General features: G+C 57.0%; 16 protein-coding genes. 6 read left to right on the forward strand and 10 right to left on the reverse strand.

Annotation, left to right across the window (positions count from 1 at the left end; translation table 11 throughout):
* Positions 1–37: 37 nt before the first annotated feature.
* Both LKE08_RS19475 and LKE08_RS19480 read right to left on the reverse strand, forming a co-directional pair.
* Positions 38–970, reverse strand: coding sequence for an amidase (locus tag LKE08_RS19475; protein WP_375341444.1), 933 nt, complete (start codon positions 968–970; stop codon positions 38–40).
* On the reverse strand, positions 957–1,853 hold the full coding sequence (locus LKE08_RS19480; RefSeq protein WP_324705930.1) for a LysR substrate-binding domain-containing protein: 897 nt from the start codon (positions 1,851–1,853) through the stop codon (positions 957–959). Before LKE08_RS19480 ends, LKE08_RS19475 begins: the two co-directional genes overlap by 14 nt.
* Before the next feature lie 589 nt (positions 1,854–2,442).
* Between LKE08_RS19480 and LKE08_RS19485 the strand changes: the two genes are divergently transcribed.
* From LKE08_RS19485 to LKE08_RS19500, 4 genes are all read left to right on the forward strand, one after another.
* A complete protein-coding gene (locus tag LKE08_RS19485) occupies positions 2,443–3,873 on the forward strand; it encodes a form I ribulose bisphosphate carboxylase large subunit (protein ID WP_324705916.1) in 1,431 nt (476 codons plus the stop codon).
* A gap of 129 nt (positions 3,874–4,002) precedes the next feature.
* Complete coding sequence (locus LKE08_RS19490) at positions 4,003–4,398, forward strand: chaperonin family protein RbcX (protein WP_324705917.1); 396 nt, start codon at positions 4,003–4,005, stop codon at positions 4,396–4,398.
* A 69-nt stretch (positions 4,399–4,467) separates the two neighbouring features.
* Positions 4,468–4,803 carry a ribulose bisphosphate carboxylase small subunit gene (locus tag LKE08_RS19495; protein ID WP_324705918.1) on the forward strand — a complete coding sequence of 112 codons (336 nt, stop codon included), beginning with the start codon at positions 4,468–4,470 and terminating at the stop codon, positions 4,801–4,803.
* A gap of 111 nt (positions 4,804–4,914) precedes the next feature.
* Entirely contained in the window at positions 4,915–6,513 is a 1,599-nt protein-coding gene (locus tag LKE08_RS19500; protein WP_324705919.1) for a glycosyltransferase family 39 protein, read from the forward strand.
* 287 nt (positions 6,514–6,800) lie between these two features.
* On the opposite strand, the gene LKE08_RS19505 is transcribed toward LKE08_RS19500, so the two are convergent.
* The 3 genes from LKE08_RS19505 to ftsH2 form a co-directional block, all read right to left on the reverse strand.
* On the reverse strand, positions 6,801–7,139 hold the full coding sequence (locus tag LKE08_RS19505; RefSeq protein WP_324705920.1) for an SH3 domain-containing protein: 339 nt from the start codon (positions 7,137–7,139) through the stop codon (positions 6,801–6,803).
* A gap of 182 nt (positions 7,140–7,321) precedes the next feature.
* Positions 7,322–8,632, reverse strand: a complete 1,311-nt coding sequence (locus tag LKE08_RS19510) for an aminopeptidase P N-terminal domain-containing protein (protein ID WP_324705921.1) — start codon at positions 8,630–8,632, stop codon at positions 7,322–7,324.
* 225 nt (positions 8,633–8,857) lie between these two features.
* Positions 8,858–10,747, reverse strand: a complete 1,890-nt coding sequence (gene ftsH2, locus LKE08_RS19515) for an ATP-dependent zinc metalloprotease FtsH2 (protein WP_324705922.1) — start codon at positions 10,745–10,747, stop codon at positions 8,858–8,860.
* 340 nt (positions 10,748–11,087) lie between these two features.
* Between ftsH2 and LKE08_RS19520 the strand changes: the two genes are divergently transcribed.
* On the forward strand, positions 11,088–12,200 hold the full coding sequence (locus LKE08_RS19520; protein ID WP_324705923.1) for a ParM/StbA family protein: 1,113 nt from the start codon (positions 11,088–11,090) through the stop codon (positions 12,198–12,200).
* 149 nt (positions 12,201–12,349) lie between these two features.
* Positions 12,350–12,928 carry a hypothetical protein gene (locus tag LKE08_RS19525; RefSeq protein ID WP_324705924.1) on the forward strand — a complete coding sequence of 193 codons (579 nt, stop codon included), beginning with the start codon at positions 12,350–12,352 and terminating at the stop codon, positions 12,926–12,928.
* Between the two features lie 19 nt (positions 12,929–12,947).
* On the opposite strand, the gene LKE08_RS19530 is transcribed toward LKE08_RS19525, so the two are convergent.
* The 5 genes from LKE08_RS19530 to crtB all read right to left on the reverse strand — a co-directional run bounded on the left by LKE08_RS19530 (position 12,948) and on the right by crtB (position 19,413).
* Positions 12,948–13,652, reverse strand: coding sequence for a 4'-phosphopantetheinyl transferase superfamily protein (locus tag LKE08_RS19530; RefSeq protein WP_324705925.1), 705 nt, complete (start codon positions 13,650–13,652; stop codon positions 12,948–12,950).
* A 70-nt stretch (positions 13,653–13,722) separates the two neighbouring features.
* Positions 13,723–15,954 (reverse strand): AAA family ATPase, encoded by a 2,232-nt coding sequence (locus tag LKE08_RS19535; RefSeq protein WP_324705926.1) that lies wholly within the window; start codon positions 15,952–15,954, stop codon positions 13,723–13,725.
* A gap of 111 nt (positions 15,955–16,065) precedes the next feature.
* Positions 16,066–17,706: an SLBB domain-containing protein gene (locus LKE08_RS19540; protein WP_375341445.1), complete on the reverse strand. Its 1,641-nt coding sequence runs from the start codon at positions 17,704–17,706 to the stop codon at positions 16,066–16,068.
* 89 nt (positions 17,707–17,795) lie between these two features.
* Entirely contained in the window at positions 17,796–18,533 is a 738-nt protein-coding gene (locus LKE08_RS19545) for a cyanoexosortase B system-associated protein (RefSeq protein ID WP_324705928.1), read from the reverse strand.
* Positions 18,508–19,413 (reverse strand): cyanoexosortase B, encoded by a 906-nt coding sequence (gene crtB / locus LKE08_RS19550; RefSeq protein WP_324705929.1) that lies wholly within the window; start codon positions 19,411–19,413, stop codon positions 18,508–18,510. Before crtB ends, LKE08_RS19545 begins: the two co-directional genes overlap by 26 nt.
* Positions 19,414–19,665 lie beyond the last annotated feature (252 nt).

Below are 19,665 nucleotides of genomic sequence, written 5' to 3' on the forward strand. Positions count from 1 at the left end.
TCTTAAGTAATCCAAAGCTGGATTCTCAAAGGCATTATCAAAGTGCCTCTACACGCTCAATAATTGCGCTTACTTTAAGATGGCCGAGGTCTTCCAGGTGGCCGGCGGTTTGGGTCACGGCTTCTTGGCAGGCCTCGGAAGCGGTGCCGACGGGGGGAATTTCCGTGGAAACGGCGATCCGCAGGCGATCGGGGGGGCGGCCGGCGGCGGACAAAAATGAAGCCTCTGGATCGGGCAACCAGTAGGGATCGCCGGTGATGTAGCCGGACATCATGTCCAGCAGGGCGGCGGCATCGGCTACGGTGCGGGCGATCGGGCCGTTGGTGGAAATGCCGTTCTGGTAGTCGCCCACGGGGGCGTGGGACACTCTGCCCCGGCTGGGTTTGATGCCCACCACGCCGCAGCAAAAGGCCGGACCCCGGATGGAGCCGCCGCCGTCGGACCCCTGGGCGATCGCACAGAGTCCCGCCGCCACCGCCGCCGCCGCCCCGCCGCTGGAACCCCCGGGGGTATAGTCCGGGTTCCACGGGTTGCGGGCGGGGGGAAATCCCTCGGGTTCGGTGTAGGGGAGCGAACCGAGTTCCGGGGTGGCGGTTTTGCCCAAAATGATGAATCCGGCCTCGCGGATGCGGGCGACTACTCCATCGTCAAAGGCGGCGACCCGATCCTTGAGGACCTGGGAACCGTAGGAGCAGGGGACTCCGGCGACGGGGTTGAGATCTTTGATGGAGATGGGGACGCCCCAAAACGGGGGGACCTCGGCGCCCGGTTTGGCCAGGGCTTCGGCGCAGGTGTGGGCGCGGGCGATCGCAGTTTCCGCCGTGACGGTAAAGTAACAGCCCAGTTGGGGATTGAACTGTTCGATGCGATCAAGGTATAGTTCCACCAACTCCACGGGGGAAATCTCCCCTTTGCGGATCAGTTGCGCCTGTGCGAGGGCGGGGGCAAATGCCAGGTCATTTGGATTCATCGCATTTGAGGAGATACTCTAGAAAGGTTTGGGCGACGACCGAGAGCTGTTTGCCGTGCAAATAGGCCGCGTACCAGCGCCGCTGGATGGGGAAGGACTCGACGTCCAAGATGGCGAATTCTTTGCTGTCCCCCTCCGAGTATAAGGTGTGTTGGGAGAGGACGGAAATTCCTAATCCCCCCGCGATCGCCTGTTTGATGGCCTCGTTGCTCCCTAATTCCAACCGCACCCGCACCGAGATTTTGTGCTTCTCGAACAACTTCTGCACGGCCCGCCGGGTCCCGGAACCGGATTCCCGCATGATGAAAGGTTCGTCGTCGAGGGCTTTGATGGGGATGTTTTTTTCCCGAGCCCGGGGGTGGTCGGCCCGGGCGATGACCACCAGGGGATTATCTAAAAAGGATTGGCTGCATAGGTCGATGTCTTCGGGGGGCTGGCTCAAGATGTAGAGGTCGTCTTTGTTTTCGAGCATCCGCTCGGTGATCTGCTCGTGGTTGACGACTTGCAGGGCGATGTCGATCGCCGGATAATGCTGGCAGAACGATCCGAGCAGTCGCGGGATGAAATATTTGGCCGTCGTCACCACCGCCAGCCGCAACCGCCCCTGTTTCGCGCCCTTGAGGTCGGCGACGGTCATCTCGAAGTTGTCGAGCCGTTCAAAGACATCTTTGCAGGTGGCCAAGAGTTCCCGGCCCGCATCCGTCAGGTACAGTTGTTTGCCGATTTGCTCGAATAGGGGCAAGCCCACCCCTTGGGCGAGGTGTTTGACTTGGCTGGAAACCGTCGGCTGGGTGATCAGCAATTCCTCCGCCGCCCGGGTAAAGCTGCCGTGGCGGGCGACGGTTTCAAATACTTTTAATTGGTGCAGGGTCGCCTGAATCAAGGGCTGTTTCCTCCGCAGAATGGGCGATCGTCGGGAGCGGGTCGGCTTCGCCGAGACATCCCCCCCCAGTCGGCACTGGACTACAGACACGATCATACCCTCCCCGCTCCGATCTGGCTTTTTCACCCGCGAGTCCCCGCCATTTCGAGCCGGGGGGGCGATCGCCGGCGATCGTCCCGAGTCGTCGAGGATTTTGCCAGTCGATCGCCCATTTGACGAATTCACCGCCGATTTGAAGGGGGCCGGGGCGATTGAATCGCGATCGGTTTTTCGATTCAATTCGCCGGGAAACCTTGACAAATTGGCTGCTCCGTGTATCAACCGGGCGGGGCAAACTCCTGAGATAACGGGAATGACGGCATGAGTTTACAAGATTTAATATTATTTTTTCCCATTTGATGATATGGGAGGACGATCCTTGTTTTGAAAATCGCCAAATGTAGCTTTTTGAAAAGAAATATAAACAAATGTTATGTAAATATTAACAATATTCAAGGTTAACTGAATCCATTTGTTGATACTATTTTAATGATTCGGCAAATCGACCGAAATAAAGAGCGATTCCTAAGAAGGGAGATATAAAGGAGTTATGGCTTACTCTCAAACCCAAACCAAATCAAAAGCCGGGTATCAGGCTGGTGTAAAAGACTATAAGCTGACGTATTACACGCCGGATTACACGCCCAAAGACACAGATATTCTGGCTGCATTTCGCGTTTCTCCTCAACCCGGTGTTCCCCCCGAAGAGGCCGGGGCAGCCGTCGCGGCAGAATCCTCCACCGGAACCTGGACGACGGTGTGGACCGACCTGCTGACGGATCTCGATCGCTACAAAGGTCGCTGCTACCACGTTGAACCGGTTCCCGGCGAAGACAACCAGTATTTCTGCTTCGTCGCCTACCCCCTCGACCTGTTTGAAGAGGGTTCCGTCACCAATATGCTGACCTCCATCGTGGGGAACGTATTCGGATTCAAGGCGCTGCGGGGCCTGCGTCTGGAAGATATGCGGATTCCGGTCGCCTACCTGAAGACCTTCCAAGGTCCCCCCCACGGGATCACCGTCGAGCGGGACAAACTGAACAAGTACGGCCGTCCCCTGCTGGGCTGCACCATCAAGCCGAAACTGGGTCTGTCCGCCAAGAACTACGGCCGCGCCGTCTACGAGTGCCTGCGAGGCGGTCTGGACTTCACCAAAGACGACGAAAACATCAACTCCCAGCCCTTCATGCGCTGGCGCGATCGCTTCCTGTTCGTCCAAGAGGCGATCGAAAAATCCCAGGCCGAAACCGGGGAAGTCAAAGGTCACTACCTGAACGTCACCGCCCCCACCTGCGAAGAAATGATGAAACGGGCCGAATTCGCCAAAGAGCTCGGCACCCCGATCATCATGCACGACTTCTTCACGGCTGGTTTCACCGCCAACACCACCCTGGCCCGCTGGTGCCGCGACAACGGCATTCTGCTGCACATCCACCGCGCCATGCACGCCGTTGTTGACCGTCAGCGTAACCACGGCATCCACTTCCGCGTCCTCGCCAAGTGTCTGCGGATGTCCGGCGGCGACCACCTGCACTCCGGCACGGTCGTCGGTAAGCTCGAAGGCGAAAAAGGCATCACGATGGGCTTCGTGGACTTGATGCGGGAAGACCACATCGAAGAAGATCGCTCTCGCGGTATCTTCTTCACCCAAGATTGGGCCTCCATGCCCGGTGTCATGCCCGTGGCGTCCGGTGGTATCCACGTCTGGCATATGCCCGCCCTGGTGGAAATCTTCGGCGACGATTCCTGCCTGCAGTTCGGCGGCGGAACCCTGGGACACCCCTGGGGGAACGCTCCCGGCGCGACGGCTAACCGCGTCGCCCTGGAAGCCTGCATTCAGGCGCGTAACGAAGGCCGCAACCTGTTCCGCGAAGGCGGCGACGTCATCCGCGAAGCCTGCAAGTGGAGCCCTGAACTGGCCGTGGCTTGCGAACTGTGGAAGGAAATCAAGTTCGAGTTCGAGGCGATGGACACCCTGTAAGTCCCCGGAGATTTCGGGAGGGATTTGGATTGGGCGTATCCGGTCTGACTTGACAATTTCGGAGAGCTGCGGATACAACTCAATCCAATATCTCAAACTAGAAGTCTCGATTGGGGTTGGTCTCGGAACATGGATATCAAAAAAGTTGCCAAGGACACGACCAAGGTACTGACGAGTTACCTGACTTACCAGGCTGTCCGGACGATCGCGAATCAGTTGCGGGAAACCAATCCGGGTTTGGCGATCTGGCTCAACGGGTTTTCCTCGACGGGCAAAATTCAGGACGGCGAGGTTTACCTGCAGGAGTTATTCCGGGAAAACCAGGAACTGGCGTTTCGGGTCCTCACCGTGCGATCGCATCTGGCCGAAGAGATCGCCGATTACCTGCCGGAAATGGTCCGCGCCGGAATTCAGCAGGCCAATATGGAACACCGCCGTCATTACCTCGAACGCATGACGCAACTGAGTGTTTCCGAATCCAACCCCCAAACCGAATCGACCCCCGACTCGGAACCTCACCCCTAGCGGTGCGTTCGGGTCGAGGGGTGGAAAACTCAACATATCGACCCCCAACAATTACACCGAAAACGAACCATGCAAACACTACCCAAAGAGCGCCGTTACGAAACTCTCTCCTACCTGCCCCCCCTCACCGACGCCCAAATGCAGAAGCAGATCCAGTACATCCTGGAGCAGGGCTTCATCGCCGGGGTCGAATTCAGCGAGTCCTCCGCACCCGAACAGCACTACTGGACCCTCTGGAAGCTGCCCCTGTTCAACGCCACCACCGTCCGGGAAGTGATGGCCGAGATCGATGAGTGCCGCCGCGAGTATCCTAAGTGCTTCATCCGCGTCATGGGCTTCGACAACGTGAAGCAGTGCCAGGTTCTTAGCTTCATCGTCCACCGTCCCTCCGGTTCGCTGTACTAAACTCGAACCTGACGGCGCGATCGCTTTGATCTAAACAACCAATTTGTGCAAATCTTGAGGCAGGGAGAAATCCCTGCCTTTATGATTGAACGAAAATCATCAATTCCAGGAATGCTCTATCAGCCCCAGGTGTTCGTGAACCGACACCCTCGCCTCCTCATGTTCGTGTTGATCGTCGCCATCGGCATCGGGGTGGCCTTTCGCTTTGTCGCCCTCGATCGCAAAGTGTACTGGCATGATGAAGTTTACACCAATTTGCGATCGGCCGGCTTCACCGCCGAGGAAGTGAGTGCGGACTTATTCGGCGATCGCATCTTTTCCCCCCCAGATCTCCTCAAATACCAGCGCCCCAAACCCAAGAGCACCGCCGCCGACACCGTCGAATCCCTCAAAACCAACCCCCACCACCCGCCCCTGTACTATCTCATCGCCCGGGGTTGGATGAAAGGCTTCGGCGGTTCCATTTTCGCCTCCCGCCTGCTTCCCGCCCTGATCAGCCTCATTTCCCTGCCCCTCATCTACGCCCTTGCCTGGGAACTCTTCCAATCTCCCCTCATTTCTTTAACCGCCACCACATTACTCGCCCTCTCTCCTTTTGACCTACTGTTCGCCCAAACCGCCCGCCAATATAGCTTAATGACGGCACTCATCATCGCCGCCAGCTTGGTTTTGCTCAAAGCCGTCCGCACTGACCATTGCTTCTGGTGGGGATGTTACATTTTCGCCTGCACCTTGGGTTTGTACACCCATCTCTTTTTTAGCCTCGCGATCGCCGGCCACGTCGCCTGGAGACTGTTAATTTTCTTGTCCGAACCCCCGCCCGTTATCCCGTCCCGCGGCCGTTTTTCGATTCCCAAATTTCCGGTCGCCATCCTTTTACTTCCGATTCTTTATAGCCCCTGGATTTTTATTATTATCAATAATTTTTCTGACCTGCAATCCCGTACTAGCTGGGCAGAACAATCGGTCGATTTGCTCCACTTGGCTAAATTTTGGATCCTCGGTTTCACGTCTTTATTGGTCGATATCGATTTCGGATTTTATAATGTCTGGACTTACGTTTTTCGCCTGCCGTTTTTGCTCCTGATTCTGGCGGCCCTATTTTATCTCGGCGAGATGACCGATCGCCCGACTCGCCTATTTATTCTCACCGCAATTTTTGTGCCATTTATCTTGTTGGTGTTGCCGGATTTGTTGCTGGGAGGACAGCGATCGGCTGTCACACGCTATTTGATTTGTTGCTTTCCGGCTGTTCAAATTTCCGTCGCCTTTTTGCTGGGAACTCACCTCAGCACCGGCCGCCAATCCTTGTTCGATGGGGAATATCTCTGGCGGGGAATTTTCGCCCTGCTGCTGACGGCGAGTCTCGTTTCTCTCGGCATGAGTGCCACTGCATCGACCTGGTGGAGCAAAAACCTCAGCTATTTTAACGCTCAAATTGCCACACAAATTAACGCGGCGGATGCCCCGGTTTTGATTGCCGATTCGGGTAACGGCACGAATATGGGCGACTTGATTTCCCTCGCTTACTTGCTCGATGATGATGTGGAATTGATTTTGATGGACCCGGAACCTAATTTATCCCTGATTCCCGAAAATTCGACTCTCTTCCTATTTCGACCCTCCGAAAACCTGCGCGAATTGGTTGAGGCGAAATACGGACAACTCGAACCGGCTATAGAAGCCCGACAACTCTGGAAATTGAAATGACGGGTTCACATTTTTTTGACTTGAGCATGGGGACACATTTTTTTTCCGCTTCCCCTTTCTTTTTTGTTTTTTTCGTGCTATTATTTTTATAATGGGAATAGGCGACAAAATTTTATTTTTGCAACCACTCCCATTATGGAGAATATAGTCAAATCCTACCACGAGTCGCCGCCATCCGTCAACCCTTTCTTTCGCGGCGCGATCCCACCCATTTCACGATCATACAAAATCAACTTTCGGGGTGCCGGGGCGCCAACCTTGCGCCCTTTCGCCGAATTTGATATCAATTAGGAACAGTCGGTCAAATAGTCGCTCCAAACATAACCTTCGTAGGGTTGAATAATGCGAGTCCACTCCGGTCCCTCGCTGCCGTCCGTCACCCCCACGGCGACCACTTCCCCGTTATCCAAAGTGCCGATAATGTCTCCCCCCGGAGTCGCACGCACATTTAAAGGCGTCCCGGTCGGGTCGGCGACGGTACAGTAACCCGCCGCAGTTTGGGCAATTGGAAAGGGTTCAGATTCCTGGGAAGAAAAACTAGGGATTGCGATCGCATCCGTTCCCAAACCCGTCAACGAAGCGATCGCACTCAGCGCGAGAACGAAATGCCAAGATTTTGCCAGCATTGTCTTCAGATATTCTAGAAGAAATGACAATATTTTAGTTGTCGTGCGATCGGGGTCTTCCGATTCTTTATAATTATTTAATTAACCCCGGGTTCTAATCGGCGTTGTTGGGCTTTAGCCCCCATGAACTCTGAGGCGCTAAAGCGCAACAACCAAGGGTTGGGAGTTGAACTCACGTTCTGTTAACGTTCCATCGCCTCCACCGACTTCGGAACCCCCGCCGTCAGGACTTCGCAGCCGTCCGGCGTCACCAACACGTCATCCTCAATTCGGACGCCAATTCCCCGCCACCGTGCGTCCACTTCCGGCTGTCCTTCCACGGGTTTGATATCCGGGGCGATATAAATCCCCGGTTCCACCGTCAACACCTGTCCGGGTTGCAACAATTGCGGTTCTTCGCCCCACTGATAAACGCCGACATCGTGCACGTCCAACCCCAGCCAGTGGCCGGTGCGGTGCATATAAAAGGGTTTATATTTTTCTTCCTTGATAATCTCCTCGATATCCCCTTGCAGCAATCCCAAATCCATCAATCCTTCCACCAGAACCCGCACCGCCGTTTCGTGGAATTGTTTGTAGGGATTGCCCGGTTTGACCTGTGCGATCGCAGCAATTTGAGCTGTCAAAACCAACTCATAAATCGTCTTTTGTTCCCGGGAAAACTTGCCGTTGATCGGAAACGTCCGGGTGATGTCGGCGTTGTAATACCCGTAAGAACAACCGGCATCAATCAATAATAAATCCCCGTCTTCCATCCGGCGATCGTTCTCAATGTAGTGGAGGATGCAGGCATTTTTTCCGGAGGCGACGATGGAAGGATAGGCGGGGGTTCCACCGTGTTGTTGGAACAGATATTCGAGTTCCGCTTGCACCTGATATTCGTACTGTCCGGGTCGGGCAAATTCCCGCGCCCGCTCGTGGGCCTCCACGGAAATTTGCGCCGCCTTTCGCATCAGTTCCAATTCCGATTCACTTTTCACCAACCGCAGGGGGTGGAGGAGGGTTCCGGCATCTTGAATGGCGATCGGTCCGGTGCCGTGTTTCGGATAAACCCGCATCAACTTTTGCCAGTGGTTGAGGACGGTTTCGTTGAATTTTTTATCCCGTCCCAAACGGTAATAGATGCGATCGGCTTTTTGGAGGTATTGGGGCAGTTTTTCGTCCAATTCATCAATTGAATAAGCCTCGTGAGCCCCATAAACGGTTTTGGCGTCGTCAACCCCGACCCGGTATCCCGTCCAAGTTTCCTTTTCCGGATCTTTGGGTTGGACGAATAAGACGAACTTGTGTTCTTCCTGGTGGGGGGCGAGGACGGCGACGGCATTGGGTTCGTTAAATCCGGTGAGGTAGAAAAAATCGCTATCTTGGCGGTAAGAATATTCTACGTCGTTGTGCATGACGGCCATCGGTGCACTTCGGAAAATCGCCGTACCGCCGCCAATTTTTGCCATCAACCGTTCGCGACGTTGTTGATATTCTGCTGGTGTGGTCATCTGTCAGGTTGCCTGATTATCCATTTATTTTTTATTGCAGCAATAGCCAGAACAGTTCGGATATAGACCGATGGTGGAACCCGGACGATGGAGGTGGTTTCGCCCGATCGCCTGTTGCCTCTTGGCTATTGCCTGCCATAACAGTTTAATCGATTCATTCACAATAAAGAAACCCGGCTTCTTCGAGAGGCCGGGTCAAAATTTCCAACGGATTTCCGAGTCGGATTAGAGGACTTGGGCGAAGCGTTCTTTCTCGGGAACTTCAGTATATTCCGCCACAATTTGCCTGAATTCGTCGCCGTCGATCGTTTCTTTCTCGATCAGCAGGTCAACGAGGCGGTCCATGACCACCCGATTTTCGCGAACGATCTGGCAGGCGTCGTTGTAGCAATGTTCGGCGATCGCCCGAATTTGAGAGTCGATGCGGGAAGCGATCTGGTTGGAATATTCAGTGCGGGTCGCCAAATCCCGGCCCAGGAACACCTCGCCCTGCTGGGATTCCAGGGACAGCGGACCGAGGTCAGACATCCCGTAGCGAGTCACCATCTGGCGGGCCATCCCGGACACCTGCTGTAGGTCGCCGCCGGCGCCGGTGGTGACTTCCGCATCGCCGAAGATGACATCCTCCGCCGCGCGGCCCCCCAGAGCCCCCGTAATCCGGGCCATAATCTGCGCCCGAGAAATCAGGCCTTGGTCTTCGTCCGGCATGAACCAGGTCAAGCCCCGAGCCTGTCCACGCGGGATCAGGGTGACTTTCTGAACCGGATCGTGGGCGGGGATGAGAGTGCCAACGATCGCGTGTCCGACTTCGTGGTAGGCGATCAGGCGCTTGGTTTTGCCGTCGAGCAGGGGAGTCCCTTCCATGCCGGCGACGACGCGATCGACCGCATCATCGATTTCCGGCATGGTGATAGCCTCTTTGCGGCGGCGGGCCGTGAGGATGGCGGCTTCGTTCAACAGGTTCGCCAGGTCCGCCCCGGTAAATCCGGGGGTGCGGCGGGCGATGGCTTCCAAAGACACCTCATCGGCCAATTTCTTGTTGCGGGCGTGGACTTCCAAAATCGACAGGCGGCCCTTGATGTCGGGGGCATCCACGATCACCTGGCGATCGAAGCGTCCCGGACGCAGCAGGGCGGAGTCGAGGACGTCGGGGCGGTTGGTGGCGGCGATAATGATGATCCCCGTGTTGCCCTCGAACCCGTCCATTTCCGTCAGCAACTGGTTGAGGGTTTGTTCCCGCTCGTCGTTGCCGCCGCCGATGCCGGCGCCGCGCTGCCGTCCCACGGCGTCGATCTCGTCGATAAACACGATACAGGGGGCCGTTTCTTTGGCTTTTTTGAACAGGTCGCGCACCCGGGATGCCCCCACCCCGACGAACATTTCCACGAATTCCGAACCGGAGATGCTGAAGAAGGGAACCCCAGCTTCCCCGGCGATCGCCTTAGCCAGGAGGGTTTTACCCGTTCCGGGCGGTCCGACGAGGAGCACGCCCTTGGGAATGCGGGCGCCGACGGCGGTGAAGCGTTCCGGCTTCTTCAAAAAGGTGACGACCTCCTGCAACTCTTCCTTGGCTTCCTCGACGCCCGCCACGTCGTCGAACAGAACGCCAGTTTTGGCTTCCATCGAGAACCGGGCCTTGGATTTGCCAAAGTTCATGGCCTGACCGGGGCCTCCCGGGACGTTATTGGAGCGGCGGAACAGGAAGAACAGCCCCGCGATCAGCAAGATCGGGAACACCAAATTCCCCAGCAGCCCCCAAATCGCCCCGTCGTTGCGGGGGGGATGGGAGTCGAAGCTGATGTTGGCATCCCGCAGGCGGGACACCAATTCCGGCGCGTTATTGGGCAGGTCCACCCGCAGCCGCTGAACTCGATTGTCCAGTTGAGGATCGACCGCCTCCACGATCGCTGTCCGACCCCCTTCGTAGAGATCAACGCTGGTGACGCGCCCGGCGTCCAGGTAGTCCAAGAATCGGCCGTAGCTCATGCGAGTGCTTGCCGTATTGTTTTGGGCGATATCCGTCGGGGATGTCGCAAACGCCCCCTGCCACAGGAAGAACCCGATCACGAGGGCCGGGATCGTCCAGAGCAGGATGGTTCTCCAAGATGTTTTCATAAATTCAGTTGCCTCTGTATCCTAGACATCAAGCTTTTTAAAGCGCAGCCGGGTGGACGGCTCGAGTTGAAGATATTCATAATCTTAACTAAATTTAACGTAACAATCCGTAATAAAGCAACTCGGACGGGGGAGTGGGGAAAAATTGACAATTGACAATTATCCATTCATTTGCCGGCTTCGTGCCCCTCGGCCCCAGTGGCCTCATAGGCTTCCTCCGCCCCACCGAGTACCGAGCACACCCGGATCTTTGTGGGTGAAAGGAAAATCTTCGTGGACGCAACTGGCAAAAGATGAGGCATTATAATTTTGAGTCTTCGAGAAGTAACGGATTTTTTAGATGATTGACAAACATCCCGGACCCGGACAATCTCCCTTAGCCAAAGCTTCCACAACCACCAAAGTCACCACTGCCGGTGTCGGGGGGCGATCGACGATCCTCAGCATTGACCTGGGGCGAACCGCGACCAAAGCCGGCGTGACGCGCAACCCGGGCGACGTGGTGTTTATCCCCTCCAACGTCGCCCAACTGAGTGTGGAAAAAGCTCGGGGGGGCGGTTTTGAATCCAAAAATACCGACCCGCTGTTGGATCTCTGGTTGGAATACCAGGGTACCGGCTATGCGGTGGGGCAACTCGCGGCCGACTTCGGCGCCAGTTTATTCGGTGGCAACCCGGAGGAGAATCCCTCCAAGATCAACGATGCCCTGATCAAGATCTTCGCCTGCGTGGGGTATTTCAATTTAAAAGGAGATCTCGACGTGGTGCTGGGCCTGCCTTTTTACTCTCAGGAGCAGTTCGAGCGGGAGAAAGAGCAGATCGTCAGCCTTCTGAGCGGTCCGAATACGTTGATCTTCCGGGGCGATCAGATCGTCGTCGATATTAAGAGCGTCCGCGTCATGCCGGAGGGATACGGTAGTTTGATCTGGTGCGAAGCTCAAGGGGGTAAGGATATGCCCAACTTCGCCGAGCTCTCCGTGGCGGTTGTGGATGTCGGACACCAGACCACCGACTTTCTGACCGTGGACAAGTTCCGGTTCGCCCGGGGGGTTTCCCAGAGCGAAGTGTTTGCCATGAGCAAGTTTTACGAGCAGGTCGCCAGCAAGATCGAGGGCGCCGACTCCCAATCCCTGTTCCTGCTCGAAGCGGTTCACAAACCCCAGGGGCAGCGCTTCTACCGTCCTCGGGGGGCGACCAAACCGGCGGATTTGGATGCGATCGTGCCGGAATTGCGGAAAGTCTTCGCCCGGGACCTGTCCGATCGCCTGGTGAAATGGCTGCCCGAACGGGTAACGGATGTCGTCATTACGGGGGGCGGCGGCGAATTCTTCTGGCAAGACCTGCAACCCCTGCTCAAAGAGGCTCAGTTGCGGGCGCACCTAGCCCAGCCGGCCCGCCAAGCCAACGCCCTCGGACAGTTCGTTTACGGAGAAGCTCAACTCGCCAAACGGTAGTCGAGCGGGCCGCCGATTCTCCCGCCGGACCTCAACCCCGTCGGGTTTCGCCCGGCGGGGAGTCGGTGAGATGGGCTGCGGCGAACCGGACTTCTGATACACTGGGGTCATCTGATTTCGGGTTTGCCGGTACGTCTGAACTCTCAACTATGCTCTGGGCTAACAAAAAACTGACTCAATCTGTTACGTTTACGGAGGATGCCGCCGATCAAGCGCTATTGGAGGCGATCGAAAAAGAGCTGTCTCTGACGAAATATCAAACCTTCAGCAACCTCTGCAAGCAAGCCCTGTGGCAGTTTCTGTCCGTTTCCGGTTCGGCGCCGGGCGCGACGACACCGGCCGCGACGGCTTCGGAAGCGCCGGGCGATCGCCCGTTTCCCCCCCCTCCCAACCTGCGGCGCATCGAAGAGGGTCTCTCGAAGCTTCAGACGCAATTGGCGGAGTTGGACCGTCGCGTTCAGACTCCGACTCAGAGCCACTCAACCGAGCCACTCGAAAAACAGGTGCTCCAACTCGCCCAGCAACTGGCCCAATTCCAAACGGCGATCGCCCAGAAACTCGATGTCGCCACGGATGCGATCGCCCAAGCGTCCCAAATGTCACCGCCGACTCGGCACAACGGCGAACCGCCGCCGGATGCCGCCCCTGCCCCCCCGCCGGAACCGCCCGCAGAAGAGGAAACCGATCCGCTCCTCAAGCGCCTGAGTTCCCTGGTGGACGATTTTTGATTCCCCCCGGCTCCCCCGATCAGGACGACTGGAATGCTCGATGAAAGTCCCAGATTTTGGGCGTGGATTCGATGTCTAAATTCCGACCTTCTACGACCACGGAAGCAGCCCAATTTTCGCCCAAATTCAGGGGTTTTAAACTCCAGTTATTGACCGAATCTCCGGCGATTTTTGACAGGTATATTTCCCTGGAATTATTCCACAATATTTCCACATCTTTCAAGCCGATCAATCCGGTTCCCGTCGCTTTTAAAAAGGCTTCTTTTGCCGTCCAAAGCTGGAAAAATAGGGCGGTCTGTCGCTCCACAGGGGATTCCAAACGCAGTTTTTCCGATTCGCGATCGCAGAAAAATCGCCGCGCCAGTTGCCACCCTTCCACGGGTCGGAACGACTCCAAATCGACCCCCACGCGCCGCTCGAAGGCGACGGCGTACAGCGCCCGTCCGCCGGAATGGGAGACATTAAATTGGAGTTTTCCGCCCTCATTTCCGGTTGTCAAATAGGGTTTTCCGCGATCGCCGTAACCGAAGGTCAAATCTTCCGGAGAAACGCCGGCCAAGGGACTCAAAATTTGGCGCAGGATGCCGCGGGCGACCGTGAAATGAATGCGATCGCGATCGAAGCGAAACCGCCGCGCCCGTTCCCCCTCGTCGGGGGCGAGAAGTTTTTCAAATCGATGAATTTGAGCCGGCTCCAAATTGAGGTCGGCCTGCCAAATTTGCACGGGATTCGATGGCGCTTTCAACAATTCGAGTGTGGGACGGGGGCGAAAATTGACAACCGACAATGATCAATTAATATCGGGTTCGGGAGGGCAATTGCAGGATGGATTCGTCATCTGGCAGTAAGGCGGGTTGTTCCAAGGCGCTCGGCGCGGGTTGAGTTTCCCCGCCCTCCATCTCCTCTTCGTCGAAATCGACCTGAATATCCGCCCCGTTGATAATCGCTCCCAGGAGGCGGGGGCGGTATTTTTTGGACTCCGCTTCTTCATCGTCCTCTTCCATCAACTGATCCGCGAGTTGATTCATCTGAGCCGACGCGGTGCAACTGGGCCGGGCCACCATCACCATGCCGTCCGTCAGGGGTTCGAGGGTCAGGGCATCGTTGTTGTCGCTCAAAGCGGGTGCATCGACGATCACCGCGTCGAATCGATGGCGAGTTTCCCGCAGCAGTCGGCGCATCTCGCTCGATTCGAGTACCGTCGTCACCCCCCGCAGCGGCCCCGGAGAGGGAATAACGTAGAGATTGGCGATATCGGGGACCAGGCGGATGCACTCGTTCAAATCCCCGTAATAGCGCAGCGGCTCCACCCGCCCCTGGGGATCGGGGGCCAACCGCAATTTTTCGACCCGGGAGGGCGATCGCAGATCCGCCTCGATCAGCAGCGTCCGCTTTCCGGCCCGGGCCGTGGCGATCGCCAAATTGTAAGCCGTCAGCGTTTTGCCCTCCGGCCCCTTCGTGCTGGTGATCAGCACCACTGTGGGGGCGGTTTCGGTGCCGCGGAACAAACTGCTCCGCACCTTTTCGTAGGCTTCCAAATAGGGCGATCGAGGATTGAGGAGCAACGGCATCTCCTCAAAATGGTCGTCCAACAGCATGACATTGGGCACGACCCCGAAAACCGGCACTTCCCGCTCCCGGAACGCCCCCTGGATTTCCTCCCAGGTGTAGAATTGGCCGCTCAACATTCCCAACACGAAAATCAGCACCGCACCGCCGACGACCCCGCCAAATCCGCCGATCGCCATCACCAAAATCAAATTGGGCGGGGGCGGAGGTTCCTCCACATCCGGGGCAAACGCCTCCTGAGCCACCTGCAAACTACTGACGGTTTCCGCCTCCGCCGCCTGGGCATCAGCCAACTGGGCCTGCATTTTGTCGTAGAGCGCCTGTTTGTAAGCCACCTGTTGCTCCAAGCGGAGTTTCTCCATTTGCTTGTTGGGGATGGTGGCGTACTCCCGGCGCAATTTTTCCCCCACCTCCCGGGTACTTTCGATCTGTTGAACCAGGGTTTCTTTCTCAGTTTGCAGGGCGATCAAATTTTGGGCAAGCTGCTGTCGGGCCGGGTCTAGGGCCGAATCGACCCGAATTTGGTCAACCCGTCTCAGGGGGGCGACGATCCCGTCCCCACCAAGGACTTCCGAAGCCCGCTCCTGCAATTGTCGCTCCGCGGCCTGTTTTTGCTTGAGCAGTTCCGCCACCGGTGGGTAGGCGTCCGTGTAATCCTTGCGGAGCAATTCCAACTGGGATTCAATCTGGTAGAGTTGCACCCGCAATTCGGCGATGATCGGATCGGCGGTGAGAGCCTGGGAGACATAGGCCTGATCCACCGTCAAACCCAGCCGGGATTCCAAACTGGCAATTTGGGCGTCGAAGGCTTCGAGTTGGAGTTGCAACTGTTCGAGCTGATTGTCATTGGCGATGATCGATTGGGGTAGCGCGCCGCTCTCCAAAGCCAACAGGGTGGCACCTTCCCGCTTGTCGTAATCTTCCAGAGTATTTTGAGCTTCCCGAAGCTCCGCTTCAGCCGGTCCCATGCGATCGCGGATGGTGTCGATAATATTGCGGAGGTGTTCGGTATTGATCAGACGACTCTGTTCGATCATCTCTTCCATCAACAGGTTCACCACCTCGACGGTGCGATCGCGGCTGGCATCTTTATATTTGACTTCAATATATCCGCCCCCCTCTTCGCTATTCTTGACCACCACCTTCAAACTTCTTTGAAACTGCCGGGGATCGAGGGCCAGACTCGTCAGCACCGTCTCGATCACCCGGGGTTGAAGCAACATCCGGTCTGTGAGTTGCTGTCCCTGTTGTCGGATGCTCTGACCCGTTTCCGAAAACAGAACCGGAGGATTTTTGTAGGTCAGGACTCCCGTCGCCTCGTAAGGGGGTTTGGGGGGGGATTCCAACATCATGCCGACCGCCCCGGAAACCCCCAAGCCGACCACGAACGTCGCCAAGCCGGCGAGTTTGTAATGTTCAAAGGCAATCAGATATCGTTTGACAATCGGTAGAGTCATAACTTCAAAATGTCCGACTTGGGGTTGGCTTGAACCTGTAGAAGAAGTGGAGGGGAATTCATCGATCGCCGCCCGTCGATCACGAGGGACGGTTTCCCCCCACCCGACACCCTAATTATTATTATCCGAATTCCCACCATTGCCCGAGTTGGTTCCCTCCTCGCCCGCCGCCGGACCGAAAAGATTTTCGGCCGAATCGGTCAGTTGTTGGAAGAAGAGGGTAAATCCCAAGATATCGCGGAAGGGTTGGGTAAACGTATTCAGGAAATAGGTAATTCGAGTGATCAGGTTGCGGTTGACGACGATCACGTCCTCGTCTTGCAGGAGGATGTTGTCCTCCGGATTGCCCATCAGCACGCTTTTTCCGTTCAGAATGCGGGTGATGGGTTGGCGTCGTTGCGGATCGTATCGGATCAGCGCAATTTCTTCGAGATCGCCGGTTTCCAGGGGGACGTTGCCGAGTACGTCAATGAAGGTGCTACCGTTGGGCAACGCCACGGCACCGACGGTATTACCGGCGTAGCTGAGAATCCGGACGGTGATCTGCTGGGTGACTAAGGTGGAATTGGCGACCAATTTGCGATCGTAGTCCCGCTCGTCGATATCGGGGGGCAGTTTCGGCACGATGATCGAATCCCCGTTGGAGAGGGAGACATCCGGGATGGCCGTCGCTTCGGCCAGGGGGGTGTACAGATCGACGATATCTTCCAGAACCCGGCCGTCTACCGTGGTGCGACACACCAAAACGGTCCGCAAGTCGGCCGTCAGGGTGGCGCCACCGGCCGCCAGCAGCGCCGTCGAGACCCGGGTGCCACCGGCCGGAAGGGCGTAAAAACCGGGTTTGACCACTTCCCCCACCACCGTCACCTGGGCCGGGGTGGGCGTGGCGGCGAGGCTGTAGGTTTCCAGCAGGTCGCGCTCGGAGCCTTGGGTAGGGCTGACTTCTTGGGCCTGGACGAGGATCACGTCGCGATCGCTCAGGCGCACGTCCGGCGGTTTCAGGCCCAGCAGCAGGGGCGTCAGCAGGTCGATTTCGCTTTCGAGCACTTTCCCGTCCGGGAGCGTCCGCCGCACCACCACCCGCCGCAGATCCGCCGCGCTGGTGGTTCCCCCAGCGGTGGTGAGGGCGACCACCAACTCGGGCGCCGAAAGGGGATAAAAACCCGGCCGGGCCACCTTTCCCGTTACCGTCACCCGCACCGGCCGCTGGTTGACGAGGGAAACCACCACCTCCGGATTTTTGACGAACCGGGCCACTCGGGACAAAATATCTTGGCGGACTTGCTCCAAAGTGAGTCCTTCCAACTCCACCAACCCGATCAGGGGCATCACCAGGGACCCTTGGGGGCCGATGGTGGCGTTGGGGACGGTCAATTCGGCCGACCGCTGGCCGTTGACGATGACATCGATAAAAATTTGGTCGCCCGGGCCGAGTTCGTAACTTTTCAGGCGATCGCCGATCGGCCCCTGAAATATGGACGGCTCCACCGGAATCGCCGACGGCTGGGTCATCGTGGGACTGTCGGGATTGCGGAACAATTCCAACAGGTCGGGCCAGTTGGGTTCGACTCGGGCCGGTTCTCCAACTCGCGGCAGGGGTTGATTGACGTAGGATTGGGGCAGGACGCAGCGGCTGGGAATTTCCGCGCGGGACTCCGAACCCCAAATCCCGATCGCCAATGGTATCGCCCCACAAATCGAGTAGAGGACAGCCAGAGAAAAGGATCGAGCGGAACGAAAGCGATCGGACATGGCGGGAGTCGGTATTAGGGAGTCGGGAGTCGGTTTGACAAGAGCCACCCCGGCAGAAAAACAAATTGATAATTATCAATTATCAATTGTCAATTATCAATTTTAAATGTCGTTGACCTTAGTGCCGTTTGAATCTCTTCGCCGAGGGATTCGGCCAGGGGCTCCACTTCCTCTATGTTACCCAAGGGCTCGATGGGGAGCAGAACGCTGACCGCCACCCAGGGGGCGCGATCGCCTTTCAGTTGGGCTTTGCGATCGGCGAAAAACCACCGGGAAGGCGCGGGGGAACCGCCGTCGGGCCAAGCGTACCACTGGAGGACGGCGTAGGTTTGCCGGGAAGTCCAAGCCCGGAAAAATCGGGCGCTGACGGCGGCGGACTCGGAATCATCCCCCCCAAATTTGAGGTGGCGGTAAGAATCCGTTTTCCACCGCTGAAACCCGTTGAGATCCATCCATTCGACGTGGGGTTGATCCTTGTAATAATTTTGGGGAAACAGCAACAGCAGCGCTTCCTCGCCGTCCCGTTCCAGGGTCTGCAACGACCATTCTTTTCCCCCCACCGGGATGAGCCTCTGGTTCGCCACAGTCCACCCCGGCACGCTCAAACCGTCTTTGCGAATGGCCTGGAGTTCAGGTAAGACGGACAGGGGCGGAAAATCCGACCAAAGCCATCCCCCCCGGAAGTAGCCGGGGAGGGTCCCCACCACCAGCAAGAGCGCCAAAAATCCCAACAGCAGCCAGTGAGACGCTTTGAAGCGGTGTTTGGGGGTGGGGGAAGCGGCGTCGGTTTCCGGAGTCGGATCAAGATTCTGGGCTGATTTGTTCATGGTTTTCGGGTTCGGGTTCGTCGGGGAAATTGTGTTGCATCCAGTTCATCAGGAGAACCAACAGACCCAACATACTGGCGGAGTAGACATCTCCTCCCCATCCCTCGTGGAGCCAGTGAAACAGGCCGTCTTGACCCGTGCCGTGAAACAAGGTGAGCAGGGTATTGCGGAGAATATTTGCCACCACGCTGGTCAAAGCCGCGCCGACCAGAAAAAGAATCGTCTTGGTTCTCGAAGCGATCGCACCCGTCCAATACAATAACATCAACCCCACATAGAGGCTGGTGAATAACATTTTCAACCCGGCGCAGTGGGGGGCGACTTCCACGATTTGCTGGTTGACGTAGAGATAGATCTGATCGACCGTCACCGGGAGGCCGAACTGGATCAGGATGAACCCGGCGACGTTGGCAATAAACTCTTGCAGGGGCAAGGCCAGCGGCTCGATCAAATAGGGCAGGTGGTTCGGGGTCGCCAGCAACACGAACAGCAGCGGCATCCGCTGCAATTTCAACCCCGGCATCCCTTTGAGCCACAGGCAAAGTCCGGCCAGGACGAGGGGAAAGGAGAGATTCACCAAATCGGAGAGGTTGCTCAGATACATGACTCCGCCGAGTCCCAGCAGAAAGCCCCCGAGGGGGTGAATGTGGTCGGGGAGTCGTTCCCACTCCTGGCGCTTCGTCCCGGCGATGTAGGCGGCGAAGGGCAAGCCGATCAGGCCGTGGCTGAAATATTCGTGTTCGATGCTGATGCTTTTGTTGAGCCAGCCGTCGTACCAGTGGAACAGCAGGGGGCCGTACATCAGGGCCAAAAGTCCGATCAGGGCCGCGCCGAGTTGGTGTCGTCCGATCGCGATCGGGAGCTTGTGCGGAATTTGCATGGCTACTGGGGGTGAAATGGGTTGGAATTGAACGGAATTCGTCTGGGGGGGAAGACACCCCATTTCCACTTTATAACGCTTCTCAATGGGGAATGGAGGCGGAAGGGGCGGAGGAGGCGGGGGGAGTGGTGGGAGCGGTGGGAGCGGGGGGAGCGGTGGGAGCGGTGGGAGCGGTGGGTGAGACATCCAGACCGCTTGGGAATCAATTCCCAAGCTAATAGCTCAAATCATCTAAAGATGATTGGGGAATTT

The organism is Lyngbya sp. CCY1209 (assembly GCF_035615495.1).
Taxonomy (GTDB): domain Bacteria; phylum Cyanobacteriota; class Cyanobacteriia; order Cyanobacteriales; family Microcoleaceae; genus Limnospira.

Bases quoted from the DNA above. Each gene is read 5' to 3' on its own strand.
- LKE08_RS19475 (WP_375341444.1), bottom strand. From the start codon at position 970: ATGAATCCAAATGACCTGGCATTTGCCCCCGCCCTCGCACAGGCGCAA.
- LKE08_RS19485 (WP_324705916.1), top strand. From the start codon at position 2,443: ATGGCTTACTCTCAAACCCAAACCAAATCAAAAGCCGGGTATCAGGCT.
- LKE08_RS19490 (WP_324705917.1), top strand. From the start codon at position 4,003: ATGGATATCAAAAAAGTTGCCAAGGACACGACCAAGGTACTGACGAGT.
- LKE08_RS19495 (WP_324705918.1), top strand. From the start codon at position 4,468: ATGCAAACACTACCCAAAGAGCGCCGTTACGAAACTCTCTCCTACCTG.
- LKE08_RS19500 (WP_324705919.1), top strand. From the start codon at position 4,915: ATGCTCTATCAGCCCCAGGTGTTCGTGAACCGACACCCTCGCCTCCTC.
- LKE08_RS19505 (WP_324705920.1), bottom strand. From the start codon at position 7,139: ATGCTGGCAAAATCTTGGCATTTCGTTCTCGCGCTGAGTGCGATCGCT.
- LKE08_RS19510 (WP_324705921.1), bottom strand. From the start codon at position 8,632: ATGACCACACCAGCAGAATATCAACAACGTCGCGAACGGTTGATGGCA.
- ftsH2 (WP_324705922.1), bottom strand. From the start codon at position 10,747: ATGAAAACATCTTGGAGAACCATCCTGCTCTGGACGATCCCGGCCCTC.
- LKE08_RS19520 (WP_324705923.1), top strand. From the start codon at position 11,088: ATGATTGACAAACATCCCGGACCCGGACAATCTCCCTTAGCCAAAGCT.
- LKE08_RS19525 (WP_324705924.1), top strand. From the start codon at position 12,350: ATGCTCTGGGCTAACAAAAAACTGACTCAATCTGTTACGTTTACGGAG.
- LKE08_RS19535 (WP_324705926.1), bottom strand. From the start codon at position 15,954: ATGACTCTACCGATTGTCAAACGATATCTGATTGCCTTTGAACATTAC.
- LKE08_RS19540 (WP_375341445.1), bottom strand. From the start codon at position 17,706: ATGTCCGATCGCTTTCGTTCCGCTCGATCCTTTTCTCTGGCTGTCCTC.
- LKE08_RS19545 (WP_324705928.1), bottom strand. From the start codon at position 18,533: ATGAACAAATCAGCCCAGAATCTTGATCCGACTCCGGAAACCGACGCC.
- crtB (WP_324705929.1), bottom strand. From the start codon at position 19,413: ATGCAAATTCCGCACAAGCTCCCGATCGCGATCGGACGACACCAACTC.